The sequence below is a fragment of the Streptomyces sp. AK02-01A genome (assembly GCF_033795305.1).
In the GTDB taxonomy this organism is placed as follows: Bacteria; Actinomycetota; Actinomycetes; order Streptomycetales; family Streptomycetaceae; genus Streptomyces.
The window spans coordinates 126,015-152,517 of record NZ_JARBAE010000002.1; the positions used below are offsets into that span (position 1 = coordinate 126,015).

The following is a 26,503-nucleotide window of genomic DNA, read 5'->3' on the forward strand; positions in this document are numbered from 1 at the left end:
GCGTCAGCCGGGCTGGCCCGTGTCCTTCAAGGTGCCCCAGCCGTGCCAGCGGTCGACCTCGATCCATGCGTTGATCCGCCGGCGGGCCCGCTCCGGGTACGGCTTGCCGAGATATCGCTGGGCCAGCCGGTCGCTGTCGGCCAGTCCCTCGTCCTCGCTGATCTCGGTGACGCGGCCGATGATGCTGATGTGCGTGTACCAGTTGCCCTCGTCGAGCACCGTGAGCGTCACCCGAGGGTCGTTGCGCATATGCTCCAGCCGCTTGCGGCCCTCATCCATGTTGACCAGCGCCCGGCCGTTCTCCCACAGATACCAGGTGGCTGCGGACACCGGCTGGCCGTCCGAGCGCAGAGTCGTGATGACGGCCGGGTTGGCCTTCGCCAGCAGGGCGACGGCCTCTTCGGGAAGCGGCGGTTTCGACATGAGACATCCTCCTTGACGCGTTGCCGCGTGCCATTGCGGATCACCACCATGATCATCCCTGCCATGCGCTGTGTCCGCTTCCCGGAGGCGGCTGCCCTCCGCGCACATGCCGACACGCCGCCGGGCCTCCCGCCGCTCCGTGGCACCGACCGCTACAGTGATCACACGACGCGGGTACGAATCCCGCCGCCGGCCGTCCGGCGCAGTCGAGCAGGCGAGATCAGGGCCCCCACCACGGTGGGGGCCTTCGTCGTGCCTCTTCGTCGCACGGACCGGGCCGTCCAGTCACCATTCACCCGGTGGCAACGGGAACGCGGTCATAAGCAGCGTATGAACAGAGCTATCTATCGAGCTGAGCGTCATCGCCACGGTACCGTCCTTGATTTCCGCTCGACAGGCATCGCGAAGCACATAAAGCGTCGAAAAATCGAGACTAATCATCCACCCTGCGCGACCGCCATTCCTTGAAACAAACAGCCAACGAAGTCCGCGTGTACGGTGGAAGTCCATCGCCAAACCCACGCAGCTTCTCGTAGACTTTCTTCAATTCACCCTCAGTGGGAAACTTACCGAATTCCACTGCCATTCCCAGGACGTCTTCCATGGTGAGGACGTCAAGACCACGGACCGCCGCGAGGGCCTGGCCACCCTGGTCATCGATGGCGACATAAACCTCGTGCCCCAAGTCCTGGTGATGGACTCCGTGAGCCACTACGACTGCTTCACCAAGGTCCTTCGACTCCCGCAGGGCGTCTTCGAGTTGACGGCCTCGTACGTCCTCGAAGACCTCGACCACACGGCTCGGCGCCGACTCGGCCTCGATCGCCGGGAGAATCCGTATGTATCGGCTGCTTGTGAGCCGGGACCACCTGAGCTTGAGTCCCTCGTACTTCCTGTCCTTACGGGTGACTTCGTCGCAGACTTCCTGCGGTACCAGAAGCACCAAGTCGGCCTTCTGCAGGACATCAATCAGCAGGCGCTGAAGGTTGGCGCCGACGAAGTGCACACAGATGACCGCGTCCAGAATGCAGACCGGTTCCAACTGCTCTGGCGATACATCCTCGTTGGATGTATCGCCCTGTTCCTCGGACAAGCCCCCACCCCTCCGACGCGTACGTCGGAACTACTCTACTAGGGCGGATTTAGAAGTAGTGCCGTCCGCCCGCAGAGCAGGCTCGCGGCATCTGGCGCGTACGTTCACAGGGCGGAGGATCGTTCTCGTACAGACGTACGCGGACGACTCGGCAAACACTCCCTTTCTAGCCCTTCGCCAACCCACGAGCGACCAGCCGCGAGAGATTGGCACGCCTGGGAGTCAGAGGCTCGGGAAGTATGCCGGCTTCCCTTAGCCTCTCTTCGACTTCCTCTGGCTTGCGGCCTTCAAGCATGGCGAGAGCTCGAACCCCAATAAGATTCTGACGATATGCTTCCACCGCGCGTTCAAGGATGCGCCTCGGGGCCCGTACCGCCTCGGCGGCCTCTTGTTCCTGTTCGTATGCCGGCCCCCATCCGTACCGCTGCGCCAATTGAGCGCCGGTCGGACCTCGCAGCTCTCTTTTCCGCTCTGTCGTGATGAGCGCCATTGCCTCAAGCTGAATGAGAATCACGATGAAGCTGACCCGGAAATGACGTGCCAAACGTGCGACCGTGCGTTCGTCCAAACTGTCATTCTCGGGGAGGCGCTCAGCGGACAGCCAGGCTTTGATGCCGTCCTCAGGCGCCAAGAGGTGACGGGCGAAGGCGTCACATCGTTTCTCGCCCGGGGTCCTGGCCTCGCTCAACTCATGCACTTGCGCCCCGTCATCCCACAGAAGATGGCCAAGCTCGTGAGCGAAACTAAAACGCTGGCGTTCCGGGATGTCACACGCGCGGACGGCGATGAGCGTGGTCTCACGCTCTGGGTCAGTCGCGGTGAACCCTTCGGCTGTCCTGGGTAGCTGCAACACCGCCGTGTCGACGCCGGTGAGTTGCTCGATCAGTTCATCGACATCAGCAATGGGAGCGCAGCCGAGACGAAGAGCCTTTCGTACACATTGAGCCAGGTCCTTGGCCTGTCGCTGCAGTGAGAGCTGCTCGTCCGGCACGGGTAGCAAACCGCTCGGCTTGCGTCGCTGTGCCGCACTGGGCCCCAGCTTGTCCAGGCGAGCATCCAGCTCCAGCACTTCGAGGGTGTGCCGCAGCGCCTCCTCGCGCTCCTCAGCCACCACCTCATTGGTTCGTGCCGCGATCCGGACTCGGGTGCGCACAGGATTTCCGCTGGTCAGCAGCCGCACAGGAACGTCCAGTGCCACTGCGAGGCAATCCAGTTCAGCGAGCGTCACGTTGGCGCGGACGCCCTTTTCGATGCGGTTCAAAGTCGGCTGGGAGAGGTGAGCGCGAGCAGCGAGGTCGCGCTGGTTGAGTCCAGCGCGCTCACGTTCACGGCGGATCCGCTCCCCCACAAGCATGAGATCCACGTGGCACCTCCTTCTGAATCAATTCTACCGGCCTGATTCAAGATGGCCAGTGGTATGTGTACCACCCGGCACTGACACCGAGAGGGCTGTCATGGTTGGCCGGCCGGAGAATCACCTGCGGCGCACCGGTGCGCCGGGCCTTCCGGGCATCAGCCCGGCGCCACCCTTCGCCGGATGTGCGGCCTGGCTGATGAACGTGCCGCTCGCACCCCTGGGAGCGCTGCCTCGGTGGGCAGCCCGATCGTTCACTTCGGCCCGTACATAAAACCGCAAGCGACGGCAGACGAGTCGGGCTGTACGCCGGATTTTGTCGCCCGGTCGCCTCGCGGCGGCCGGGGAGACGGCCATCCATCTAGGACCGGCGTTGCCGCCGGCCTCGTGCGGTCTACCCGCGGACTCGGGCGGGCAGCCCTCAGTCGTCCGCGCAGGGCCATCAGCCGATGGCCCCTCTTGACCTTGCTCCGGGTGGGGTTTACCAAGCCGTCCGAGTCACCTCGGACGCTGGTGGTCTCTTACACCACCGTTTCACCCTTACCGAGGACCGAAGTCCCCGGCGGTCTGTTTTCTGTGGCACTGTCCCGCGGGTCGCCCCGGGTGGGCGTTACCCACCACCCTGCCGTATGGAGTCCGGACGTTCCTCGGCAAGATCGAAGATCTTGACGCGGCCGTCCGCCCGGCTCGTCTGCCGTGTCGGCCATGTTACCCGGCGGGAGCGGAGCGGTACGCATCGGCGCCGGTGGCCGGCCACCGTGAAGGACCGCGTCCGCCGGGGCCGCGGAGGTCACCTACGCTGGCGCTGGAACCGCTCCGCCGTTCCGTATGCCGTCCGAGGAGAACCACCGTGCTCGTGCTGTTGCCGCCTTCGGAAGGAAAGGCCGCTTCCGGACGCGGCACTCCGCTGAGGCCGGAGTCCCTGTCCCTGCCCGGTCTGGCCGCGGCGAGGGCCGCCGTGCTGGACGAGCTGGTCGCGCTGTGCGCCGCGGACGAGGAGAAGGCGCGCGAGGTGCTGGGCCTGAGCGAAGGGCTGCGCGGCGAGATCGCGAAGAACGCGGAGCTGCGCACGGCCGGCACGCGTCCGGCAGGCGAGATCTACACCGGCGTGCTGTACGACGCACTGGACCTGGCCACGCTGGACACCGCCGCACGACGGCGGGCCGGCAAGTCGCTGCTGGTCTTCTCCGGGCTGTGGGGCGCGGTACGGGTGAGCGACCGGATCCCGTCGTACCGCTGCTCGATGGGCGTACGGCTGCCGGGGCTCGGCGCACTGGGCGCGTACTGGCGCGCGCCGATGGAGTCGGCCCTGCCGGAGGCGGCCGGCGAGGGACTCGTACTGGATCTGCGTTCGTCCGCGTACACGGCGGCGTGGAAGCCGAAGGGTGAGCTGGCGGGACGTACGGCGACGGTACGGGTGCTGCACGCGCAGACCGACAGGACGACCGGAGTGGAGAAGCGGTCCGTGGTCAGCCACTTCAACAAGGCGACCAAGGGCCGGCTGGTGCGGGACCTGCTGTCGGCGGGCGTCCGGCCGAAGAATCCGGCGGAGCTGGTGGAGGCGCTGCGCGAGCTGGGGTACGCGGTGGAGGCGACGGCTCCGGCGAAGACGGGCCGGACCTGGGCGCTGGATGTGGTGGTGACCGAGATCCACTGAGGCCCTCGCGAGAGCTTGTTGCATGACACGCAACGCTCGTTGCACAGTCTGATGGCGCCCGGCAGGATAAGGACATGACCTCCGTGCTGGACCTCGCGCCCGTGATCCCTGTTGTCGTCATCGGCGATGCCGCCGACGCCGTGCCTCTCGCCCGCGCTCTGGTCGCGGGCGGACTGCCCGCGATCGAGGTGACGCTGCGGACGCCGGCCGCGATCAGCGCGATCCGCGCGATCGCGGCGGAGGTGCCGGACGCGGTGGTCGGCGCGGGCACGGTGATCACGCCGGACGCGGTGTCCGAATCGGTGACGGCGGGCGCGCGCTTCCTGGTCAGTCCCGGCTGGACGGAGGCGCTGCTGGCCGCGATGAAGTCGTCCGGCGTGCCGTTCCTGCCCGGTGTGTCGACGGCCTCGGAGGTCCTGGCGCTGCTGGAGCGCGGAGTGACGGAGATGAAGTTCTTCCCGGCCGAGGCGGCGGGCGGCACTGCCTATCTGAAGTCCCTGGCCGGTCCCCTCCCCCAGGCCCGGTTCTGCCCGACGGGCGGCATCACGGCGGAATCGGCCCCGTCCTATCTCTCCCTGCCGAACGTCGGCTGCGTAGGCGGTACTTGGATGCTCCCGGCGGACGCGCTGGCGTCGAAGGACTGGGACCGGGTGGAGTCGCTGGCGCGCGAGGCGTCGACGCTGCGCCTGAGCAGCCAGTCCTGAGCCCGCCCGTCCTGAGCCGCCGGTCCTGAGCCGCCGGTCCTGAGCGGCCGGTCCTGGAAGTCCTGGGCCACTCAGGCGATGTCCCCGCCGCCGCCGAAGTCCAACGAGACGAACTCCGCCATCGGCCGGTATCCCAGGCGCCGGTACAGCGCGTTGCTCGTCGGATTGGCCACATCCGTGAAGAGCACCACCTCGTCGGCGCCCGCCTTCCGCGCGGCCTCGCTCACCGCGGCCGTCACCGCTCCCGCGTATCCCTGACCGCGCAGGAGCGGCGGGGTAGGGCTGTCCCGTCATCCCTGGTGGATCAGCGCGCGGCGTCAGATGCGGTGCATCGCAAGGCGGAGGGGCGCCCGAATACTGGACGTATTCGGGAGTTCCGACAACGCGGCGAGGCGCCGTAGCTGTCGTCGCGCGCCCGCCGGGGACGACGGGACAGCCCTGAGACGGGAGCGATCCGGATCTGTCCCGCGACCAGCGGTGTACGGCCCGCCATCGATACCGGCAGGCCCTCGGCCTCCCAGAGCAGCAGGCGTCCCTCCTCGATCCGCCGGGCCGTCGCCGCCGTGTAGTCCGTACCGGCCGGCTCCCCGATGTCCGCGGCGAACGCGCTCATCCACTCCGCCGCCCGCGCGGTGTCCTCGGTATCCGCGAGCCGCGCCCGGCCCCGGGGCGCGGGCCGCGGCGGAGTCAGTGCGCCGAGGCGGAACAGCCGCATCCCGACAGAGCCGCCGGGCCCTTCCGCTCGTACGACGCCGCCGGTCCACTCCTCGGCGAAGGCCGCCGCGCTCTTCCGCTCGCCGCGTACTCCCGGCACCGGCCGGCCGCTCGCTCGCAGCGCGCCGGCCAGTTCGGCCGCCGCCCGCGCGCTCATCGGCCCGAGGCCCGGCGGCTGCGGCGGAGTCTGGATGAACGCGCCGCTCACCGGGGCGTTTTCGCTCTCCCGCCACCAGCCGAACAGCGCGGGAGCGACGGCGGCGCCCGGCACGCCGTCGCCGCGCAGCGACTCGCTGACGGTCAGCAGTACGGTGTTCCGCGCCGGATCGCGGCTGAGCCACGAGTCCGCGGCGCGGCGGAACTCCTCGACGTCCTCGGTCAGTTGCCAGGTCATGCCCGATGGTCCTACGCCGCTGTCTTCCGCCGCACACGCTTTTCCCGGCCGCCGGCGCGGTGAACTGTCACTGACCTGGGCTGTCAGCGCAGATGGGAGGTGTCGTTCAGCAGCCGCACCGAGGCGTTTCCGTCCGCGTAGTACGCCACGGCCGACAGTGAGGCCGCCGACAGCTCCATCCGGAACAGCGACTGCGGAGGTGCGCCCAGGGCCAGCCGGACCAGGGTCTTCACCGGCGTGACATGCGTGACGACGAGCACCGTCCTGCCGCGGTGGCCGTCGAGCAGCCGGTCGCGAGCGGCCGCGACCCGCCGTCCCACGGTCGCGAAGCTCTCGCCGCCGCCCGTGGGCGGCGCGGCGGGCGATGCGAGCCAGGCGTTCAGATCGTCCGGATACCGCTCCCGGACCTCCGCGAAGGTCAGACCTTCCCAGGCACCGAAGTCCGTTTCGCGCAGGCCCTCTTCGACGCCGACGTCCAGGCCGAGCCGGGTGGCCACGGCCTCCGCCGTCTGGCGGCAGCGGCCGAGCGGCGAGGAGACGATGGACTGCACGGTGCCGCGTGCGGCCAGTGCCTCGGCGACGGCCTCGGCCTGGCGCAGGCCCACCGCCGACAGGTCCGGATCGCTGCCGCCGCTGCCCGAGAAGCGCTTCTCGGGAGTGAGCGCGGTCTCGCCGTGCCGCAGCAGGACGAAGGTGGTGGGGACGCCGAGGTCGGCGGCGGCGCCCCAGCCGACCGACGGAGTGGCCGCGGAGGCCCGCTCCGGCGCGGCGGGCTCGGTCAGCGCCGTACGTCCGGCACCGCCCGGTGATCCGGTCCGTCCCGCCAGGGCCGCTCGCGCCCTCGCCGCGCCCGCCGCCGCGTCACCGGGCGGACCGGCCGGCGGCGCGGTCGAGGCGGCCGAACGCGCCGCGGCTGCGTCCAGCGCCGCCGTGGACGCCGACGGCTCCCACCGCTTGCCCTTCTTGCCCGCGTCCATCGCCTCGTTGGCCAGCCGGTCCGCGTGTTTGTTCTTCTCGCGCGGGATCCACTCGAAGGTGACCTGTCCCGTGGGAAAGACCCGCGCGGCCTCGGCGGCCAGCGGCTTCATGTCCGGGTGCTTGATCTTCCAGCGGCCCGACATCTGCTCGACGACCAGCTTGGAGTCCATCCGGACATGGACCTCGGCGGCCGGATCCAGGGCCTTCGCGGCGCGCAGACCGGCGAGCAGTCCCTTGTACTCGGCGACATTGTTCGTGGCGACACCGATGTACTCGGCGGCCTCGGCGAGCGTCTCTCCGGTCACCGGGTCGAGGACGACGGCTCCGTAACCCGCGGGCCCCGGGTTGCCCCGGGAGCCGCCGTCGGCCTCGACGACGAACTTCGGAGTCCGCTGCGGCTCCGGCATCCGCTACAGACCCGAGTCGGCGGTACGGACCAGGATGCGGCGGCAGTTCTCGCACCGCAGCACGGTGTCCGCGGACGCGGCCCGGACATCGTTGACCTCGGTGATGTTGAGTTCGAGCTGGCAGCCCTCGCAGCGGCGCCGGTAGAGACGGGCCGCGCCCACCCCGCCCTGCTGCACCCGCAGCTTCTCGTACAGCTTCAGCAGATCGGCCGGGATGGACGCGCCGACGACCTCGCGCTCCTTGGCCACGGAGGCGGCCTCAAGGTCGAACTCCGCGACGGCGGCGTCCCGGCGCGCGACCGCGTCGTCGGCCTTGGCCTGGACGGAGGCGACACGTTCCGTCAGCTCGGCCACGCGCTCCTGGGCGGACTCCCGGCGCTCCATCACTTCGAGGACGACGTCCTCCAGGTCGCCCTGGCGCTTGGCGAGCGAGACGATCTCGCGCTGGAGGTTCTCCAGGTCCTTGGGCGAGGTGACCGCGCCCGAGTCCAGGCGCTGCTGGTCGCGTACGGCGCGCTGGCGCACCTGGTCGACGTCCTGCTCCGCCTTGGTCTGCTCGCGGGCCGTGTCGCTCTCCTCGGTCGTCGCGGCGACGAGCAGATCGCGGAGCTGGACGAGATCCTTGTTCAGCGACTCGATCTCGGCGTGCTCGGGCAGCGACCTGCGCTTGTGGGCGAGCTGCGACAGCCGTACGTCGAGGGCCTGGACGTCGAGGAGTCGGATCTGGTCGGCGGGGGCGGCGTTCAGTTGGGGGCTCCTGGGGAATCGGCGGAGGCGCTCGAAGCGCCCGCTGGAAGGACGGTGGCAGGGGCGAGGCTGGAGGACCAGGGATCGGTGACCGTCTTCGAGACATGGACCCGCAGGTCCCAGCCATGGCGGTCGGAAATCTCGTCGAGCTGGGCGGCGGCCTGCTCGCACCAGGGCCATTCGGTGGCCCAGTGCGCGGCGTCGATCAGTCCGAGCGGTGAGTGCTGGACGGCCTCGGAGGCGGGGTGGTGGCGCAGGTCCGCGGTGAGGAACGCGTCGACGCCCGCCGCTCTGACCTCGTCGAAGAGACTGTCGCCGGAGCCGCCGCTGACCGCGACCGTACGGACGAGGGCGTCCGGGTCACCGGCGACCCGGATGCCCTGCGCGGTGGCGGGCAGCCGGTGCGCGACGCGCAGCGCGAAGTCGCCGAGAGTGGCGGGGCGGTCGAGCTCGCAGACCCTGCCGAGGCCGCGCCGGCCGGCCGGGTCGGTGGGATCCGGCACGAGAGGCCGCACGATCCGCAGGTCCAGCGCGCCCGCGAGGGCGTCGGAGACGCCGGGGTCGGCGCTGTCGGCGTTGGTGTGGGCGACGTGCAGCGCGATGTCGTGCTTGATGAGGGTGTGTACGACGCGGCCCTTGAAGGTGGAGGCCGCGACCGTCGTCGTACCGCGCAGATAGAGCGGATGGTGCGTGACGATGAGCTGGGCGCCGAGTGTCACGGCTTCCTCGGCGATGTCCTGGACGGGATCGACGGCGAACAGGACGCGCGTCACCGTGGCATCGGGATCACCGCAGACCGTCCCGACGGCATCCCACTGCTGGGCCCGCTCGGGAGGCCAGAGGGCGTCGAGAGCGGCGAGGACTTCGGACAGACGGGGCACGTGGGAAAGGCTACCTGTCCTGGGTGCGCCGCCCACCATGGCTCCGGCCGCGCGAACGGCCACCGGCCGCCCGGGTCGCCGTGCGGTGCGGCCGGTGTGGACCGGGGCCGCGCGGCTTCCCGTGGCGCCGGGCCGGAGCCGTGCGCCACGGAGCCGTGCGGCCCCGTGCGGCGGTCGTCGCCGGCCGTCGTACTACTTGACGAGATAGCCGCGGAGGTCGTCGAGGACCAGGTTGGCCGCCGTGACGCCCAGGCCCAGATACCAGGTCTCGTCCTTGACGTCCTTCGCCTGGCCGGCCTTGACCGCCTTCAGGTTCTTCCACAGAGGGTTGGAACGCGCGGTGTCCCGGTCGGTCTTCTTCGCGTCGCCGTACACACCGGTGAAGATCCAGTCGGCGTCCGCGTCGTCGATCTTCTCCGGGCTGATCTCCACGGCCAGATCGTTGATCTGCTGGTTCGCGGGCCGCGGCAGACCGACGTCCTGGAGGATCGTGCCGATGAAGGACGCCTTCGCGTAGAGCCGCAGCCGGCCCGGCATGTAGCGGACCATCGAGACGCTCGGCTTGTCGGGGCCGATCGCCGCGCTCAGGTCGGCCGCCTTCTTGTCGTACGCGGCGAGCGCGGCCTTCGCCTCGGCGGTGCGGTCCAGCGCCTGGGCGTTGAGGAGGTAGTTCTCCTTCCAGGTGAAGCCCGGCCGGATGGCGAAGACCGTCGGAGCGATCTTCGCCAGCTCCTGGTACTTGTCGGCCGCGCGAAGCTGACTGCCGAGGATGAGGTCGGGCTTGAGACCGGCGATCGCCTCAAGGTTGAGATTGTTGATGGTGCCGACGTTCTTCGGTTCGCCCGCGCCCTTCTCCAGATAGCTGGGGATGGCCTCGTCACCCTCGGTGGGCGCGTATCCGACCGGCTTGACGCCGAGTGAGACCACGTTGTCGAACTCACCGACGTCGAGCACGACGACCCGCTCGGGCCGCGCCTTCAGCTCCGTCTTGCCCATGGCATGCGTGATCGTGCGCGGGAACTGGCCCGGTTCGGCGTCGGTGCCGTATCCGGCCGTCTTCTTGGCCGCGTCGGCGAAGTCCTTGCCGCCCGTGGCGACGGCGGCCTTCTTGCCGCCGGCGTCGTCGGACTTGGCGGAGCCACTGCTGGAGGAGTCGCCACTGCCGCAGGCCGCGAGGGAGAGCGCGGCGGCGAGGGCGACGACGGCGGCGGCGCCACGGCGTCGTATGGACATCTACATGCTCCTGATGGAGAGGTCGAGCAAGGCGTGCAGGCGAAGAAGAGCGATGCAGGGCGGTGCTCAGGGTGGTCACTTAGGCGTGCCTTACCTTAACGGTGGCCCTCCGGACCAGCACACCCACCCCCGCACATTCAGGCGAATCGCGGCGTGGCCACCCTTATGTGTGAAGTAGACGCTCCCGTGCTGTTCGGCAGGAAGTGCGAAAACTAGCTTCGTCGCCGGAGGTGACGAACCGATGACAGCCTGTGCCATCGAGTTGACCGCCGAGGACGGAGCGGTACGGCGTACGGAGTTCGCGATGACGGCGGACGGGACGTATGCCGCACGGCTGACACTCGGCCGGCCCCGGAACGGCGGAGACGTCGGCGACGACGCGGGCGGGGACGCGTGGTTCCCGGAGCGGTGGACCCTCGACGGGCCCGAGCCCTATGCCGTGTCCCTTCCGCTCGACCAGCCGGAGGAGCCCGGCACCGAGGTCCTTCCGCTGGCCGACGGGCGGGTGCTGATCCGCCGTCGGGTCGCTGACCGGCATGACTTCTCCCTGCTGTATCCGACCGGACCGGGTACGGGGCAGCTCCCGGTGGGCGCGATCGGCTGTCCGGAGCTGACGCTGCTGCCGCCGTCGCCGGACGGCCGGTGCGTGTACGCCCTTTCGCCGGGTGAACACTCCACCGCGGTCTGGCTGGTGGCGGACGGCGGGCGCGGACCCGAGCGGGTCGCGGAGGTCCCGGGCCGCTGCTCGGGCGGCGTATGGCTGGACCGTACGGGCCGGATGCTGGCCCTGGACCGGGAGCGGGACGGTGTGGTGAAGGCCGTCGTCGTCGACCTGGAGCGCGGCGGCGAGGTGTCGCCTCTGTTGCAGATCACGGAGGAGAGCAACGACCGGCTGCTGCTCGCGGACGCCGACAGCGGACTGCTGCTGATCCGCTCGGACGCGCCCGGCCATGACCGGCTGGGCTGGGGCGTGCTCGGGAGTCCGCGGCCGGTGCGTTTTCCCGAGAGCCTGCGGCAGGCGGACTGCGCGGTGACACCGTTCGCGGTGCAGCCGGGACAGGCGCTGATGCCGGAGAGCTGCGCGGTGGCGTTCCGGATCGACGGCGCGGCGGGTAGCTGGGTGGGAGTGTGGCGGCCGATGGGCCGTGGGCTGCGTCAACTGCCCGCGCCCGAGGGATGGCTGGCGGGCGCAGGGCTGTGGACCCGCGAAGGTGTGCTGCGGCTGCCTTACGCGACAGCGGCGGTGCCGTGCGGGCTGGCCAGCCTCGTGACCGACGCACCCGGTCCCGGAGCCGGATTCGAACCGCGCTCCGGCGGCGGACCGGGCTCCGGATCCGGCGTGATCACGGAACCGGCGCGAACGGAATCCGCGGACACGGAACCGTCCGGCGCTCCGCGCACTCCTGTGATGTGCAGGCCGGTGCCCTTGCAGCAGGCGCCGCTCACCGGCCGGGCGGCACCTGGATAGACTTTCGCGGGGGCTACGCAGCCGTACCGACCGGACGCCGTCGGTGACTGTGATGTGGACAGTGACCGTGCCGTTGTCGGGGTGGTACGGGACGGCTGGTGCCCTGTGCCACGCAAGCAGCGATCACGACGGGGTGACTTCCCACATGTCTGAAGCCCGAACCGACACGACCCAGAAGCGCCCGCAGGGAACGGCGGCCGACCGGGACGAATTCGGCAACCACGGCAAGCACCGAGGAGGTGCGGCCTCGACGGAGGACTCGATGTCTCCGGCGTACGGCCGCCACCGCCGACCAGCGGAAACCAGCAACGCGGCCTGACGGCCCACGCGTACACCGAGAGGCCGCCGCGGCAGCTCCGCGCCGGCCTCTCGGCATGCCCGGCCGCACCGGGACGCGTCCAACACGGCGTCCAACACCGGTCGTACGGAGCGGAATTGACGTCACGTCATGCCGACTCATCCGGAGCCGGAGACCCAACGGCCTCTCTCCCGGCGCCATTCGGTGATCCGCGCCGCCGCCGACGGCGGAACATCGGTACTGGCCACGTCCGTACACGAACATCTGTCGGGACCACGGGTCTGTTCCGTAGCGTCATCGGCATGACGCAGACAGCGGACACCTCGCCCGCGGTGAGCTTCACCGGCGTGGTCAAGAGTTTCGGAACGGTCCGGGCGGTCGACGGAGCCGGCCTCGACATCCCGCGCGGTGAGACCGTCGCGCTGCTCGGACGCAACGGCGCCGGCAAGTCGACCGCCATCGGGCTGCTCCTCGGGCTCGACGAGCCGGACGCCGGCGCCGTACGGCTCTTCGGCCGCCCGCCCGCGCGGGCCGTCGCGGCCGGGCGGGTCGGAGCGATGCTTCAGGACGGCCGGCCGATCCGCCGCGTGACCGTGCGGGAACTGGTCACATTTGTCGCGAGTACTTTTCCGCGTCCGCTGCCCGTGGCCGAGGCACTCGCCCTCGCCGGGCTCACGGAACTCGCCGGCCGCCGCGTCGACAAGCTCTCCGGCGGCCAGATACAACGCGTCAGATTCGCGGTCGCGCTGGCCGGCGGCCCGGAACTGATCGTCCTCGACGAACCGACCGCCGCCCTCGATGTGGAGGCCCGCCGCGCGTTCTGGGCCTCCATGCGCGCCTATGCCGACCGGGGCAACACCGTGCTCTTCTCGACGCACTATCTGGAGGAGGCCGACAGCTACGCCGACCGGATCGTCGTCATCGACCACGGCCGGATCGTCGCCGACGGCACCAGTGAGCTGATCAAGCGCTCGGCCGGCGGCCATCTCGTCGCCTTCGACCTGCCGGACGGCGCGAGCGGCGACGACACGGAGTGGCTCGGGCTGCTGCCGGGCGTGGTGTCGGCCGAGATACGCGGCGCTCGCGCCCGGCTCCGCTCGGACGACTCCGACGCCACCGTGGTCGCGCTCGCCGGGCTCGGCGCGATCCGCCGGCTCGAAGTGTCCCCGGCGACCTTGGAGGACGCCTTCCTGACGCTCACACGGAAGACGGCGGAACGCCTCCACGAGGCAGCCACGGAGAACGCCGGAGAGAACGTGCCGGAGAACGCCACGGAGAGCGTGCCGGAGAAGGAGACCGCGTGATGCTGGAGTACATCAAGCTCGAAGTGCGCCGGACGCTGCGCGATCCCGGCTTTGTCATCTTCGGTGCCGGGATGCCGGTCCTGATGTATCTGCTGTTCACCAACCTCGGCGGAGGCGGCGACGACGGCTGGAAGACCACCTCCATGGTCGGCATGGCCGCGTACGGTGCGCTCGGCGCGGCCGTCAGCACCGGCACCGGCATCGCCGAGGACAAGTCCCTCGGCTGGCTGCGCCAGCTCCGCGTGACACCCATGCTGCCCCGTCAGGTCGTACTCGGCCGCGCGATCAGCGGCTCCGTGACGGTCCTGCCCGCGCTGCTGGCGGTGCTCGTCGCGGGAGCCGTGGTCAATGGCGTACGGCTCGGCCTCTGGCAGTGGGCCGCACTGACGGTCCTGCTGTGGGCGGGCGCGCTGCCCTTCACCTTGCTCGGCATCGCGAACGGCTACCGGCTCTCCGCCCAGACGACCGGCGTGGTGAACACGGGCTGTCTGATGGGCCTGGCCATCATCGGCGGGCTGTGGTTCCCGGCGGACGCCTTTCCCGGCTGGCTGCGTTCGGTCGCCGAGTACACACCGGCCAACCGGTTCGCCGACCTGGGCTGGTCCGCCGCGCGGGGCACGGCCCCGGGCGCCGTCACCGTCGCGGTCCTGCTCGGCTGGCTGCTCGTGTTCGGCGCCTACGCCGTGGTCTCGTACCGCCGTTCGGCGAGGACGATATGACACCGCGGACCTCCCGGCAGCCGAGAGGGATAAAAAGGCCAAAAGCCTAAAAAGGCCACAGAATCCAGCCGTTCCCGTCCACCGCCGAACGGGCCGGCTCCTGGCGGGTGTCGCGCGGCTCCAGGACGGTCTCCGCCGGACGGACTGTCCGCCGGGCGGTGAGACAGGACCGTCCCGGCGAGCCGGCGTCACCGGCCCGGGCGCATGCCCGCGCCGGACGGCCCGGGCCGCCCTACCCTGTGCTCGTGACGGAGATGCCCCGGGACCGCAGGCCGGCCACGCGCGTACGCGTCCTTCTCGCCGAGGACCAGAGCATGACGCGCGGCGCGCTCGCGCTGCTGCTGGGCATGGAACGGGACATCAAGGTCGTCGCCCAGGTCGGCACCGGCGACGCCATCGTGGAGACCGCGCTCCACTCGCGTCCCGATGTGGCGCTGCTGGACATCGATCTGCCCGGCCTCAGCGGGCTGGACGCCGCCGCGCTGCTGCGGGACGAGGTGCCCGACTGCCGGGTCCTGATCCTGACGACCTTCGGCCGGCCCGGCCATCTGCGGCGGGCCATGGCGGCGGGAGCGGCGGGCTTCCTGGTCAAGGACGGTCCGGTGGAGGAGCTGGCCACCGCGATCCGCCGGGTGCTGACCGGCGAGACCGTCATCGACCCGGCCCTGGCAGCGGCCGCGTTGAGCGCGGACCCGAACCCGCTCACGGCGAGGGAGCGGGACGCGCTGAACGCGTCCATGGACGGCGCGGACCTCGCAGACATCGCAGACATCGCGGCGAAGCTGCGGCTGCCCGAGTCGACCGTACGGAACTCTCTCTCCTCGGCCATCGGCAAGACCGGCGCCAGCGACCACACGGAGGCGGTACGCACCGCCCGCCGACAGGGCTGGCTGTGACCGCGCGACGGCGCCGACCGGTCTGACGGCGCGGGAAGATACCACGGCCGGTTTCGCGCCCCACGAGCGCCCCCGCCATGCACGCCTGACGCACCGTCAGCACAACCGCTTCGCGGGCTTCAGGTGCTGTTCGTAACACGTTCGTCGGAATATCGCGCCGCCAGTGAAGGTTTCATGGTGCACCGACTTCATGGAATCCCCGCGCCGACTTCACGGACAACGCTGTCCGGCCAGGGCCCGCGCGCCCGCCCGCATCTCATTCCCATAACACCTTTTGCCGCCCGGAGGCCGCACGAATGCCGCAGACGACGACCGCTCAACACGCCGGGACTCGCCCGGACTCACGGGAACGGGGCACCGGCGGTGTCGTCCCCGTCCTCGCCTTCGCGGGCATCACCGTCGCGGTGATGCAGACCCTGCTCGTACCCGTCATCAAGGATCTGCCCACACTGCTCCACACGGAGCCCGCCAACGCCACCTGGGTGATGACGGCGACACTGCTCGCCGGTGCGGTCTCCACACCGATCATGGGACGGCTCGGCGACCTCTTCGGCAAGCGGCGGATGCTGCTCGCGAGCCTCGCCGTCATGGTGATCGGCTCGCTGATCTGCGGATTCACCGACGATCTGGTCATCATGATCGTCGGCAGGTCGCTCCAGGGCTTCGCCATGGGCGCCATACCGCTCGGCATCGGCATCATGCGCGACGAGCTGCCGCGCGAGCGGCTCGGCTCGGCCATGGCGCTCATGAGCTCCTCCATCGGTGTGGGCGGCGGTCTCGCGCTGCCCGCGGCGGCCCTGGTCGCGCAGAACGCCGACTGGCACGCGCTCTTCTTCGGCGCCGCCGGTCTCGGTGTGCTGTCGATGCTGCTCACCGTCTTCTTCGTACCCGAGTCCTCGGTACGCGCCCCGGGCCGGTTCGACTGGCTCGGCGCGCTCGGTCTCTCCGCCGGACTCGTGGCCCTGCTGCTGCCGATCACCAAGGGCAGCGACTGGGGCTGGGGCTCGTCCACCACTCTCGGACTCTTCGGCCTGGCGGTGGCCATCCTGCTGCTGTGGGGCGTGATGGAGCTGAGGAGCTCCGCGCCGCTGGTCGATCTGCGCACCAGCGCCCGGCGTGAGGTGCTGCTCACCAACCTCACGTCGATCATGGTCGGTGTCGCCTTCTACGCGATCTCCCTCGTGCTGCCCCAGCTTCTCCAGCTCCCGGCCTCCACCGGATACGGCCTGGGCCAGTCGATGGTGGTGGCGGGTCTGTGCGTGGCACCGCTCGGCCTGACGATGATGTTCACCGCGCCGCTCTACGCCCGTATCTCGGCCAAGCACGGCCCCAAGGTCTCCCTGATGCTCGGCATGCTGATCATCGGCATCGGTTACGGAGCGGGCCTCGGCCTGATGAGCGCGGCCTGGCAGACCATCATCATCTCGGTGGTCGTGGGCGCGGGCATCGGCCTCGCGTACTCCTCGCTTCCCGCGCTGATCATCGGCGCCGTCGACCCGTCGGAGACGGGCGCGGCCAACGGTCTGAACACGCTGATGCGCTCCATCGGTACCTCGGTGTCGAGCGCCGTCATCGGCATGGTGCTGGCGCACACCTCGGTCCAGTCCGGCGGGATGGCGGTACCGACGATGAGCGGCTTCCGTATCTCGTTCGTCATCGCCACCGGCGCGGTGATCGGCGGTCTGGTGCTGGCGTCGTTCCTGCCGTCGCAGCGGGCGTCGAGGACGGCGGCCGCCAAGTCCCCGGCCGGCGAGACCAGGCAGCATCCGACGCTGGTCGCCGGATCCGGCGGCTTCCGGGGACGCGTGCTGGACGCCGAGGGCATGCCGGTCCCGCGGGCGAACATCACGCTGATCGACCGCCGGGGACGGCAGGCCGGCCTGACCGTCGCCGACGAGGACGGCCGCTACACGCTGCTCCCGCCGTCCGACGGTGACTATGTCCTGGCCGGCTCGGCCACCGGTTACGCGCCGCACGCGTGCCCGGCGGTGTATCCCGGCGGCGGCCGTCCGGTCGATGTCGATCTGGTCCTGGCCCTGAGCGCTCCGGAGCGCCGGGCAGTGGTCCCGTCCTGATCCAGGGACCACCGGAGCGGACCCGCAGGGCCCGCTCCGGTGGTCCTTCCGGCCCTCGGCCACACCCCGGCGCCTTCGCTCCCGTCGGTGTACGGCAGCATGGGCGGCCACACCGCGTACCAGCGGGAGGAGAGTGCGTTGGCCGTCGGGACCGAACCCCAGGCACCCGCCGTCCAGGCATCCGAGCCGCCGGAGCCGCCGGCCGGGATTCTCGCCGCCTTCGAGGCGGCCAAGGGATTCATGCCCGTCCATGAAGGGCTGGCGCTGTACGCGGCGGCGGTCGGCGCCGGCGCGCTCGGCCTGCCGCTTGTGGAGATCGGCACCTACTGCGGGCGCTCCACTCTGCTGCTCGCCGCCGCCGCCAAGGAGGCCGGGACGGTCGCCGTCACCGTCGATCACCACCGCGGCAGCGAGGAGCAGCAGCCCGGCTGGGAGTACCACGACCCGACCGTGGTCGACCCGGAGACCGGTGTGATGGACACGCTCCCGGCCTTCCGCCGCACGCTTCACCGGGCCGGTCTCGAAGACCAGGTGATCGCGGTCGTCGGCCGGTCGCCGCAGGTGGCTCAGGTCTGGGGCCGCCAGGTCGGCCTGGTCTTCATCGACGGCGGCCACACCGACGAGCACGCCAACGGCGACTACGAGGGCTGGGCGCCGCATCTCGCCGAGGGCGGGCTGCTCGTCATCCACGATGTCTTTCCCGATCCGGCGCACGGCGGCCAGGCTCCGTACCGCGTCTGTCTGCGAGCCCTCGCGTCCGGCGCCTTCACCGAGATCTCGGCGACCGACTCGCTGCGCGTGCTGCGCCGTACGGCCCCGGGAATCTGACCGGCCGGTCCCGGCCGACCGTGCCGTGCCGGCCGGCGCCGGACGCCGCTCCGTCGTCCACGGAGATCGGCCACGCAGGCCATAGCATCGCTGTGTGTCGTACGACGAGAGCAAACCCCCAGCCCGCCGCCGCTTCGGCCGGAGCAGTCTCACCGTCGCGGTCACCGTACTGGTGCCGACCGCGCTGGCCGGATGGCTCGTCTGGCAGGGAGCGAGCGGTCCCGGAAGCGGAGGTCCGGCCGCCGCGACGGCGGCCACCGGCACCTCCGCGGCGGCGGCCCCGGGCGTCGGCGATGTCGCTCCCGGCGGCACCGGACCGACCGGTTCGCGTGCCGCCACCGAATCCGCCGCACCCGCCGCCCGCCCGCTCGCGGGCAAGGTCGTGGTCATCGACCCGGGCCACAATCCGCGCAACCGCGATCACACCGCCGAGATCAACAAGCCCGTGCGCATCGGGACGGGCAGCAAGGAATGCGACACCACCGGCACCGCGACCAACGGCGGCTACGCGGAGGCCCGCTTCACCCTCGATGTCTCCCACCGGCTGCGGACACTGCTCCAGAAACAGGGCGCGACGGTCACGTTCACGCATGACAACGACCGCCCGTTCGGTCCCTGTGTCGACGAGCGCGCCAGGATCGGCAACCGGGCGAAGGCCGATGCCGTCGTCTCCGTCCACGCCGACGGCTCCGCGGCCGGCAATCGCGGCTTCCATGTGATCCTGCCCGCGCTGGTCAAGGGCGGCGGCGCGGACACCACGGCGATCGTGGGCCCGTCGCGGAAGCTGGGCGAACGCGTCGTGGACAGTTTCGCGCGGGCCACCGGCAGCGCGCCGTCCAATTACCTCGGCGGCGGCACCGGGCTGGATGTACGCGAGGATCTCGGCGGCCTGAATCTCTCCACCGTGCCCAAGGTCTTCGTCGAATGCGGCAATATGCGCGACTCGAAGGACGCCGCTCTGCTCACCAGCGCGAAATGGCGGCAGAAAGCGGCCCGGGGTCTGGCGGACGGCATCGGCGCGTTTCTGGCGAAGTGACCGGGCGGACCCGGCCGTTCAGCCGCCTCGTAACAGGCCGGAACCGGGCCTGATACCCGGCAGACGCCCCGACCGGGCAGACGATACATTCATCCGTACGATAGGGAGCCGCCCCCGAGCTTCGCACCGCGCACCGCCGCACCGGCGACCGCGACGACCGCCCCGACGAGACAACTGACGAAGGACTTTTCACGTGAACATCCGCTCCCTCACACGAGGCGACGGCGTGGTGATCGGAGCAGCGGTGTTGCTGTTCATCGCCTCGTTCCTCAATCTGTACGAGTCCAGTGCCTTCGGGTCCGAGAACGCCCCGAACGCATGGGACTCACTGGGCACCGTGATGAGCATCCACCTGGCCGGGGTCATCGCCGCGGCACTGATCGTCGCCTCCCGCGCACTGCCGCAGCCGCGCAAGATCGCGGGACTCGACCTCGGGCAGTTCGGTATCGCGCTGGCGGTCTTCGCGGCCTGGACCGCGCTCTGGTCCCTGATCGGCCTGGACGGCCTCGACGCGGGCAGCGGTCTGATCCTCGGCTTCATCGCCGCTCTGATCCTCGCGGCCGCCGCCGTCGCGACGCCGCTCCTGCCGCCTCTGAAGGCTCCTCTCCTCGGCACGCCGAGGCCGGCGGCTCCGGCTCCGTACGCCGGACAGCCGGGCGGGCCCGGACAGGGTTACGGCTACCCGGGCGGCCAGCAGCCGTACGGCACACAGCCGGGCCAGCCCCAGCCGTACGGTGCCCAGCCCGGCTCCTTCGGCGGGCAGCAGGGCCAGTCCCAGCCGGGCCGGCCGTCGGCGGGCGGTCAGCCGCAGCAGGGCGCCGCTCCGGCGGCCGACTTCGCGCCGTTCTGGTTCGCCGTGCCGGTGGCCCGTCCGCTCTACGGCGAGGACGGATCGCCGTCGCCGATCGCCGAGCTGGCGCCCGGCACCTGGTACCTCGCGGTCGAGCAGCGCGGACCCGGCCTGGTGGCCCAGACTCAGGACGGCCGCCGCGGTGTCCTCCAGGACACCTCCGGCATCCAGCGCGGCTGACCTCGCGCCTCAGCACCACGGACCGCGGCCCTCGCCCTCCCGGCGAGGGCCGCGGCCGTGTCGGCTCATCTGGCGTGCTGTCAGAGAACGCGCGAACGGCAGGCGCCGTCCCGCGTCCGGAACCCGGCCGCGCCCGGACGGTTTCACCCGGGCACAACCGGCAACACGTTCGGCATGTCCTCACGTCATCGCAGTGGAAGTGGCTCCGCGGCGACGATCATCATCGTCATCGCGGACATCATGGCCTTCATACTGGGCCTCTGGATTCTGATGTACCTGCTGGACGCCAACCGCGCCAACGACCTGGTCAACTTCATCCAGGACGCGGCCCGCTGGCTCGCCGGCTGGTCCTACGACTTGTTCACCTTCGACGAGGCATGGGCCCGCGTGGTCTGCGGCTACGGCCTCGCCGCCGTCGTCTATCTGCTCGTCGGCCATGGGCTGGCGAACCGGCTGCGCCGTATCTGACCGGCCCGCGTGGACCGGTCGGGAACTCAGCAGCAGTCGGGCTCCAGCACACGCGGCAGACGTTCGCCGCTGAACACGGCGGTGGTCGCCTCGTCTCCTCCCAGAGCGGCCACCGCCAGCAGCAGCGAACCCGCGGTCCAGGTGGTGAGTTCCTCAGGCCAGACGGCCCGGTTGCCCTCGAAGACGTAACCCGTCCAGTACATTCCGCCGTCGGCACGCAGGTGCTGGATGGACTGGAGGATCTCCAGCGCCCGGTCCGACTCTCCCATCACCCAGAGCGTCAGCGCGAGTTCACAGCTCTCGCCGCCCGTCACCCACGGATTCGGCACCACACAGCGCACTCCGAGGCCCGGCACGACGAAGCGGTCCCAGTCCGTCTCGATCCGCTCCTTCGCCTGCGCTCCGGTCACCGCTCCGCCGAGCACCGGGTAGTACCAGTCCATTGAGTAGCGGCTCTTGTCGAGGAACCGCTCCGGATGGCCGCGTATCGCGTGCCCGAGCGCACCGGCCGCCAACTCCCAGTCGGGCTGCGGCTCTTCGCGTGCCTCGGCGATCGCGAGCGCGCAGCGCAGCGCCTGGTACATCGACGAACACCCGGTCAGCAGAGCGTCGCCGACCGGTGTGCCGTCGGCCTCGCGCTTCCAGCCGATCTGTCCGCCGGGCTGCTGGAGCACCAGGACGAACTCGATCGCCGCGTGCACGACGGGCCACATCCGGTCCAGGAACGCGTCGTCGCCGGTGGCCAGATAGTGGTGCCAGATGCCGACGGCGACATACGCGCAGAAGTTGGTCTCGCGCCCGCGGTCACTGGGAAGGACCGTTTCTCCGTCGAGGTCGGCGTAGCCGGCGTACCAGGATCCGTCCTCGTTCTGATGCCGGGCCAGCCACTCGTACGCACGGGCCGCCGCCTCGTGTTCGCCCGAGGCGTCCAGCGCCATGGCCGCCTCCGTATGGTCCCAGGGGTCGAGATGGTGTCCTCGGAACCACGGAATCGCACCGTCCGGTCGCTGTACGGCGAGCAGGCCCGCGACGGTCTCGACGGCCTGCCCGGCGGTGAGGACTCCGGGCAGGACGAGATGTTCCGTGGCTTCGGGGCCGCGGCCGGGCAAGGTCACTTGGCGGCCGTCGCGGGCAGGTGGGGCTTGGTCGCGTAGGCCACGAAGCTCTTGCCCACGACGGGGTTGAGGAGCTGTTCGGTGATCCGGGTGGCGCGCGGCTTCTTCATGATGTCCCACACCAGCAGCTTGTGGTACGCGCGGACGGGCAGCGCCTTGTCGTTGTCGACTCCGAAGGCACACTTGAGCCACCAGTACGGCGCGTGCAGGGCGTGCGCGTGATGGGTGCCGTACGGCTTGAGTCCGGCCTCGCGCATCCTGCCGAGCAGTTCGTCGGCCTTGTAGATGCGGATATGGCCACCCTCCACCTCGTGGTAGGCGTCGGAGAGCGCCCAGCACACCTTCTCGGGACCGTAACGAGGCACGGTGACGGCGATCCGGCCGCCCGGCCTGAGCACCCGGACCATCTCCGCCAGCACTCCCTTGTCGTCCGGGATGTGCTCCATGACCTCGGAGATGATCACGACGTCGAAGGACTCGTCGGGAAACGGCAGCCGCAGCGCGTCGCCCTCCATGGCGGTGGCGGTGGCGCCGTGCGGCGCTTCTCCGGCCTCCTTCATCGCGGCGAACCACTTGGCCACCTCGCGGATCTCCTCGCCGTTCCGGTCGAGGGCCACGACCTGAGCGCCGCGCCGGTAGCACTCGAAGGCGTGGCGGCCCGCGCCGCATCCCAGATCGAGCACGCGGTCGCCCGCGGCGAGCGGGAAGCGGGTGAAGTCCACGGTCAGCACAGGGTCCTGCTTTCGCGGTCGAGGAAGTGGGCGCGGGAACGGAGACGAACTCGGGCGCGCACCCGGCGAGTTGCGGCGGCGCGCGGGAACGGCGGCTGCGGACGCGGCATCAGCGAGCGCCGCCATGGACCGCGATGGTGCGGCCACGCCGGGCACCGGCCCGCTGAGCGACGGCCGCGCGGTACAGCTCGGCGGTGCCCTGCGCGGCTCTGGCCCAGGTGAAGCGCGACAGCACCCGCTCCCGGCCCGCCGCGCCGAGCCGGGCCCGCAGCTCCGCGTCGTCGAGCAGTCGTCCGAGTGCGGCGGCCAGCGCGCCGGCGTCGCCCGGCGGCACGGCCAGACAGGTCTCGCCGTCGGCGCCCGCGACCTCGGGAATCGCGCCGCCGGTGGTGGCGACCAGAGGTGTGCCGGTGGCCATGGCCTCGGCGGCGGGCAGCGAGAAGCCCTCGTACAGCGACGGCACACAGGCGATCTGCGCGCCGCGCACCAGATCCACCAGCTCCTCGTCGGAGATGCCCTTGACGAACCGGACCGCGTCTTCGAGCCCGTACCGCTCCATGGCCTGTGCGACAGGGCCTTCCTCAGCGCGCTTGCCGACGACGACGAGATGCGCGGCGGGGTGCTCGGTACGGAGCTTGGCGAGAGCCTCCAGGAGATGGACGAGGCCCTTGAGCGGGACATCGGCGCTGGAGGTCGTGACGATCCGTCCGGGAATCTCCGGCACGGCCGGATCCGGCGCGAACCGCTCGGTGTCGGCGCCGATGTGCACCACGTCGATACGCTCCGCCGGCACGCCGAGCTGGTCGGTTATCTCCTGCTTCGACGAGCCGGAGACTGTGAGGACGGACGGCAGCCGGCGCGCCACGCGCCGCTGCATGCGGGTGAAGCCGTACCAGCGGCGCACGGAGGCGCGTCTGCGCCAGTCCTCGGCGGCGTCCAGATCCAGCCGCCGGTCGACGGTGATGGGATGGTGGATGGTGGTGACCAGCGGCGCGCCCAGCTCGCCGAGGAGCCCGTATCCGAGTGTCTGGTTGTCGTGGATGACATCGAACTCGCCTCGCCGGGCGGCGAGATGGCGGCGCGCGCGGAGCGAGAAGGTCAGCGGCTCGGGAAAGCCGCCCGTCCACATCGTGGCGACTTCCAGCGTGTCGATCCAGTCGCGGAACTCGTCCCGCTTCGGCGTACGGAACGGATCGGGCTGGCGGTAGAGATCGAGGCTCGGCAGCTCGGTGAGCGGCACGCCCTCGTCGAGTACGGGATACGGCTGGGCGCCGATCACCTCGACACTGTGCCCGAGCCGGGCCAGTTCACGGGAGAGATGCCGGACATAGACGCCCTGGCCCCCGCAGAACGGGTTGCCCTTGTAACTGAGGAGAGCGATACGCAACGGGCGGTCGTCCTCGCCTCGGGACCCCGCTCCGGTGCCCGCCTCTATGGCCTCAGCGGTCACTCTCGGCCCCCTTCTCACTGCGTACTCCGCGTTTTCGCCGGAGCGTAACCGCCGACGCCAATCTAGAACAAGTTCTTGTCGACCGGCGGGCCGGGGCCGCTCGCCTGCGATCGGCCGCGGTTGATCGCTCACGGACTTCGAATCTACCGGCAGGTAGCGTCGCTGTACGGGCTCGCTCAGGTGATTCGCGCCACGACACGCGTCTGCCATGCTGTGCGGTCCGGAGGCACCCCCTCGACCCCGGAGAGGCCGGAGCCCTCCCGGGGTGCGTCGGGCGAAGGGCATGGAGTGGGACATATGGCAGCGGAAGCCGAACCGGCCTCCACCCCGCTGACGGAACGCCAGCAGGCGCGGCGCCGCCGCATCCTGACCGCCACCGCCGAACTGGCGGGCCGCGGCGGTTTCGACGCCGTACAGATGCGTGAGGTGGCCGAGGAGGCGGGCGTCGCCCTCGGCACGCTCTACCGCTACTTCCCTTCCAAGATCCATCTGCTGCTGGCCATTACGCGGGAGCGGCTGGAGCGGCTGCACACCGCGCTGCGCGAACGGCCGCCCGGCGGCGCGGACCCGGCCGAACGCGTGGCCGAGACGCTGATGTGCGCCTTCCGCGCTCTCCAGCGCGATCCGCAGCTCGCGGACGCGATGGTGCGGGCGCTGACCTTCGCCGACCGGTCCGCGAGCCGCGAGGTGGACACGGTCTCCCGGCAGACGACGGCGATCATCCTCGACGCCATGGGCCGGGCCGTCGGCGGCGACGGCCCGACGCCCGAGCAGCTCTCCGCCGTCCGCGTCATCGAACAGACCTGGCACGCGGCACTGATCGGCTGGCTCTCCGGCCGGGCGTCGGCCGGCCAGGTGCGGGTGGACATCGGGACGGTCTGCCGGCTGATCGACCTGACCACGCCCGCGACACCGGCGCGCTGACGCCTGGCCGGCGGCCGGCCGCCGTGCACGCTCTATGCCGCGATGAGGGCCGCCGCGCGCTCGGCGATGGCGTAGACCGTCGCGTTCGTATTGGCGGACACGAGGGAGGGCATGACGGAGGCGTCCGCCACCCGGAGCCCTCCGATGCCCCGTACGCGCAGGTCGGTGTCGACCACGGCCGTCGCGTCGGTGCCGATCCGGCAGGTGCTGGTGTAGTGGAAGTAGGGCAGCAGGCTCTCGCGCAGATACGCGCGCACGGTGTTGTCGTCGGCACCGCGGACACCGGGTCCCGGCAGCGCCTCCTTACCTCGCCAGGAGCTGAGCGCGGCGGCCCGGCCGATCTCCCGGGCGATCCGGAGACCGGCGGTCATCGTCCCGAAGTCCGCCTCGTCCCCGAAATAGTTCGGGTCGACCAGCGGCGGCACTCCGGCGTCCGCGCTCGCGAGGCGGACCGAGCCCCGGCTGCGTGGGTTCATGGCGGAGAACGCGATCGTGTAGCCACTGTCGGGTCCCGGCAGCGTGAGCGCGCGATAGGGCACGCTGACAAAGAGGATCTGCACGTCCGGTATGTCCAGAGCGGGATCGGTCCTGACGAGCCCGAGCGCCTCTCCCATCAGGTTGTCCACGATCCCGGGAACCGGCTGTCCGGCGCTGTAGGTGACGGTCGACATGGGATGGTCCCGCAGACCGTTTCCCACCCCGGGCAGATCCAGCGCGACCTCCACTCCCGTCTGCCGCAACTGGGCCTCCGGCCCGATCCCGGACAGCAGCAGCAACTGCGCCGTACCGATCGCGCCCGCCGTCAGGACGACCTCCTCGGTGCAGCTCGCCGAGACGGTCATGCCCGCCTTCCGGTACTCGACACCGGTGCACCGGTCGCCGGAAACCCGCAGACGGCCCACTCGCGCGTCGGTCACGATGTCGAGGTTCGGCCGTCCGGCGACCGGTCTGAGATAGGCGTCGGCCGCGCTCTGCCGCGCACCGTCGACGATGTTGCCATCACTCCAGCCGAATCCGGTTTCCAGGCCGCCGTTGATATCGGTCGCCCGCCGATGCCCCGATTCCACCGCGGCCTCGACACACGCCTCCACCAGCGGGTTGGCCACCGCCGCCGGTGCCACGGTCAGCGGCCCGTCCACACCCCGGACCGCCGGGTCGCGTCCCGGCGCCGTCTCGCTGCGCCGGAAGAACGGCAGCAGGTCGTCAAAACCCCATCCGGCCGCGCCGAAATCCGGCCACACGTCATAGCTGGAACGGTGCCCGCGCAGGAAGTTCAGCCCGTTGATGCTGGACGAACCGCCCAGGGCCCGGCCACGCGGCACGGGTATCACCGTTCCCGTGGCCGCCTGCACAACACTGGTGTCGGCCCAGTCGGCCACGCTTCCCAGCAGGGTCGGCCAGGCCGCCGGCACCGCCATCGCGTTGAGGGGTTCTTGGCCGCCCGCCTCCAGCAGCAGCACCCGGACGTTCGCGTTCTCGGACAGCCGTGACGCGAGCACACACCCGGCCGTCCCGCCTCCCACCACGATGTAGTCGTAGCTCGACGCAGTTGGTCCCACGGTGGGCCTCACAGATC

General features: G+C 70.6%; 26 protein-coding genes and 1 other RNA gene. 13 read left to right on the forward strand and 14 right to left on the reverse strand.

All coding sequences use genetic code 11. The features are described 5' to 3' along the window. Nucleotides 1-3: 3 nt before the first annotated feature. The 4 genes from PV679_RS02965 to rnpB form a co-directional block, all read right to left on the reverse strand. Entirely contained in the window at nt 4-423 is a 420-nt protein-coding gene (locus PV679_RS02965) for a PPOX class F420-dependent oxidoreductase (RefSeq protein WP_319678621.1), read from the reverse strand. Nucleotides 424-856: 433 nt separating this feature from the next. After that, a complete protein-coding gene (locus PV679_RS02970) occupies nt 857-1,516 on the reverse strand; it encodes a hypothetical protein (RefSeq protein WP_319678623.1) in 660 nt (219 codons plus the stop codon). 166 nt (nt 1,517-1,682) lie between these two features. Beyond that, on the reverse strand, nt 1,683-2,870 hold the full coding sequence (locus PV679_RS02975; RefSeq protein ID WP_319678744.1) for an XRE family transcriptional regulator: 1,188 nt from the start codon (nt 2,868-2,870) through the stop codon (nt 1,683-1,685). 289 nt (nt 2,871-3,159) lie between these two features. Then, nucleotides 3,160-3,560, reverse strand: an RNA gene (rnpB, locus tag PV679_RS02980) — RNase P RNA component class A. Between the two features lie 160 nt (nt 3,561-3,720). On the opposite strand from rnpB, the gene yaaA reads away from it, so the two are divergent. Both yaaA and eda read left to right on the forward strand, forming a co-directional pair. After that, entirely contained in the window at nt 3,721-4,527 is an 807-nt protein-coding gene (gene yaaA / locus PV679_RS02985; RefSeq protein WP_319678624.1) for a peroxide stress protein YaaA, read from the forward strand. 74 nt (nt 4,528-4,601) lie between these two features. Next, a complete protein-coding gene (gene eda / locus PV679_RS02990) occupies nt 4,602-5,231 on the forward strand; it encodes a bifunctional 4-hydroxy-2-oxoglutarate aldolase/2-dehydro-3-deoxy-phosphogluconate aldolase (protein WP_319678625.1) in 630 nt (209 codons plus the stop codon). A 71-nt stretch (nt 5,232-5,302) separates the two neighbouring features. Here eda and PV679_RS02995 read toward each other — a convergent pair whose 3' ends face one another. The 6 genes from PV679_RS02995 to PV679_RS03020 all read right to left on the reverse strand — a co-directional run bounded on the left by PV679_RS02995 (nt 5,303) and on the right by PV679_RS03020 (nt 10,585). Then, nucleotides 5,303-5,470, reverse strand: coding sequence for a GNAT family N-acetyltransferase (locus tag PV679_RS02995; protein WP_416069640.1), 168 nt, complete (start codon nt 5,468-5,470; stop codon nt 5,303-5,305). A gap of 65 nt (nt 5,471-5,535) precedes the next feature. Beyond that, a complete protein-coding gene (locus PV679_RS03000) occupies nt 5,536-6,339 on the reverse strand; it encodes a GNAT family N-acetyltransferase (RefSeq protein WP_319678626.1) in 804 nt (267 codons plus the stop codon). A gap of 83 nt (nt 6,340-6,422) precedes the next feature. Continuing rightward, a complete protein-coding gene (locus tag PV679_RS03005; protein WP_319678627.1) occupies nt 6,423-7,724 on the reverse strand; it encodes a bifunctional RNase H/acid phosphatase in 1,302 nt (433 codons plus the stop codon). Nucleotides 7,725-7,727: 3 nt separating this feature from the next. Next, complete coding sequence (locus PV679_RS03010; protein ID WP_319678745.1) at nt 7,728-8,471, reverse strand: zinc ribbon domain-containing protein; 744 nt, start codon at nt 8,469-8,471, stop codon at nt 7,728-7,730. After that, nucleotides 8,468-9,352, reverse strand: a complete 885-nt coding sequence (locus PV679_RS03015; RefSeq protein WP_319678628.1) for a Nif3-like dinuclear metal center hexameric protein — start codon at nt 9,350-9,352, stop codon at nt 8,468-8,470. The genes PV679_RS03010 and PV679_RS03015 overlap by 4 nt, the downstream gene beginning before the upstream one ends. Nucleotides 9,353-9,544: 192 nt before the next feature. Next, complete coding sequence (locus PV679_RS03020) at nt 9,545-10,585, reverse strand: iron-siderophore ABC transporter substrate-binding protein (protein WP_319678629.1); 1,041 nt, start codon at nt 10,583-10,585, stop codon at nt 9,545-9,547. A 241-nt stretch (nt 10,586-10,826) separates the two neighbouring features. On the opposite strand from PV679_RS03020, the gene PV679_RS03025 reads away from it, so the two are divergent. From PV679_RS03025 to PV679_RS03070, 10 genes are all read left to right on the forward strand, one after another. Further along, complete coding sequence (locus tag PV679_RS03025; protein ID WP_319678630.1) at nt 10,827-12,053, forward strand: hypothetical protein; 1,227 nt, start codon at nt 10,827-10,829, stop codon at nt 12,051-12,053. A gap of 145 nt (nt 12,054-12,198) precedes the next feature. Further along, the gene (locus PV679_RS03030) at nt 12,199-12,372 is read left to right on the forward strand and encodes a hypothetical protein (RefSeq protein WP_319678631.1); all 174 of its coding nucleotides are present in this window, start codon (nt 12,199-12,201) and stop codon (nt 12,370-12,372) included. A 281-nt stretch (nt 12,373-12,653) separates the two neighbouring features. Next, complete coding sequence (locus PV679_RS03035; protein WP_319678632.1) at nt 12,654-13,655, forward strand: ABC transporter ATP-binding protein; 1,002 nt, start codon at nt 12,654-12,656, stop codon at nt 13,653-13,655. After that, the gene (locus PV679_RS03040; RefSeq protein WP_319678633.1) at nt 13,655-14,374 is read left to right on the forward strand and encodes an ABC transporter permease; all 720 of its coding nucleotides are present in this window, start codon (nt 13,655-13,657) and stop codon (nt 14,372-14,374) included. Before PV679_RS03035 ends, PV679_RS03040 begins: the two co-directional genes overlap by 1 nt. Before the next feature lie 254 nt (nt 14,375-14,628). After that, on the forward strand, nt 14,629-15,270 hold the full coding sequence (locus tag PV679_RS03045) for a response regulator (protein WP_319678746.1): 642 nt from the start codon (nt 14,629-14,631) through the stop codon (nt 15,268-15,270). Between the two features lie 296 nt (nt 15,271-15,566). After that, on the forward strand, nt 15,567-17,345 hold the full coding sequence (locus PV679_RS03050; protein ID WP_319678634.1) for an MFS transporter: 1,779 nt from the start codon (nt 15,567-15,569) through the stop codon (nt 17,343-17,345). Nucleotides 17,346-17,585: 240 nt separating this feature from the next. Beyond that, the gene (locus PV679_RS03055) at nt 17,586-18,173 is read left to right on the forward strand and encodes a class I SAM-dependent methyltransferase (RefSeq protein ID WP_319678747.1); all 588 of its coding nucleotides are present in this window, start codon (nt 17,586-17,588) and stop codon (nt 18,171-18,173) included. Nucleotides 18,174-18,267: 94 nt separating this feature from the next. Next, nucleotides 18,268-19,209: an N-acetylmuramoyl-L-alanine amidase gene (locus PV679_RS03060; RefSeq protein ID WP_319678635.1), complete on the forward strand. Its 942-nt coding sequence runs from the start codon at nt 18,268-18,270 to the stop codon at nt 19,207-19,209. 193 nt (nt 19,210-19,402) lie between these two features. Then, complete coding sequence (locus tag PV679_RS03065; protein ID WP_319678636.1) at nt 19,403-20,239, forward strand: DUF5336 domain-containing protein; 837 nt, start codon at nt 19,403-19,405, stop codon at nt 20,237-20,239. A 174-nt stretch (nt 20,240-20,413) separates the two neighbouring features. Further along, a complete protein-coding gene (locus PV679_RS03070; RefSeq protein WP_319678637.1) occupies nt 20,414-20,707 on the forward strand; it encodes a hypothetical protein in 294 nt (97 codons plus the stop codon). Between the two features lie 26 nt (nt 20,708-20,733). On the opposite strand, the gene PV679_RS03075 is transcribed toward PV679_RS03070, so the two are convergent. The 3 genes from PV679_RS03075 to PV679_RS03085 all read right to left on the reverse strand — a co-directional run bounded on the left by PV679_RS03075 (nt 20,734) and on the right by PV679_RS03085 (nt 24,003). Then, nucleotides 20,734-21,822, reverse strand: a complete 1,089-nt coding sequence (locus tag PV679_RS03075) for a prenyltransferase/squalene oxidase repeat-containing protein (RefSeq protein ID WP_319678638.1) — start codon at nt 21,820-21,822, stop codon at nt 20,734-20,736. Beyond that, nucleotides 21,819-22,553, reverse strand: a complete 735-nt coding sequence (locus PV679_RS03080) for a class I SAM-dependent methyltransferase (protein ID WP_319678639.1) — start codon at nt 22,551-22,553, stop codon at nt 21,819-21,821. Before PV679_RS03080 ends, PV679_RS03075 begins: the two co-directional genes overlap by 4 nt. Before the next feature lie 109 nt (nt 22,554-22,662). After that, nucleotides 22,663-24,003, reverse strand: coding sequence for a glycosyltransferase family 4 protein (locus tag PV679_RS03085; protein WP_319678640.1), 1,341 nt, complete (start codon nt 24,001-24,003; stop codon nt 22,663-22,665). Nucleotides 24,004-24,300: 297 nt separating this feature from the next. Here PV679_RS03085 and PV679_RS03090 point away from each other — a divergent pair, with 297 nt between their 5' ends. After that, nucleotides 24,301-24,927, forward strand: coding sequence for a TetR family transcriptional regulator (locus tag PV679_RS03090; protein ID WP_319678641.1), 627 nt, complete (start codon nt 24,301-24,303; stop codon nt 24,925-24,927). Nucleotides 24,928-24,959: 32 nt separating this feature from the next. Here the strand turns inward: PV679_RS03090 and PV679_RS03095 are convergent, their stop codons facing one another. Continuing rightward, entirely contained in the window at nt 24,960-26,486 is a 1,527-nt protein-coding gene (locus PV679_RS03095) for a GMC family oxidoreductase (protein ID WP_319678642.1), read from the reverse strand. Nucleotides 26,487-26,503 lie beyond the last annotated feature (17 nt).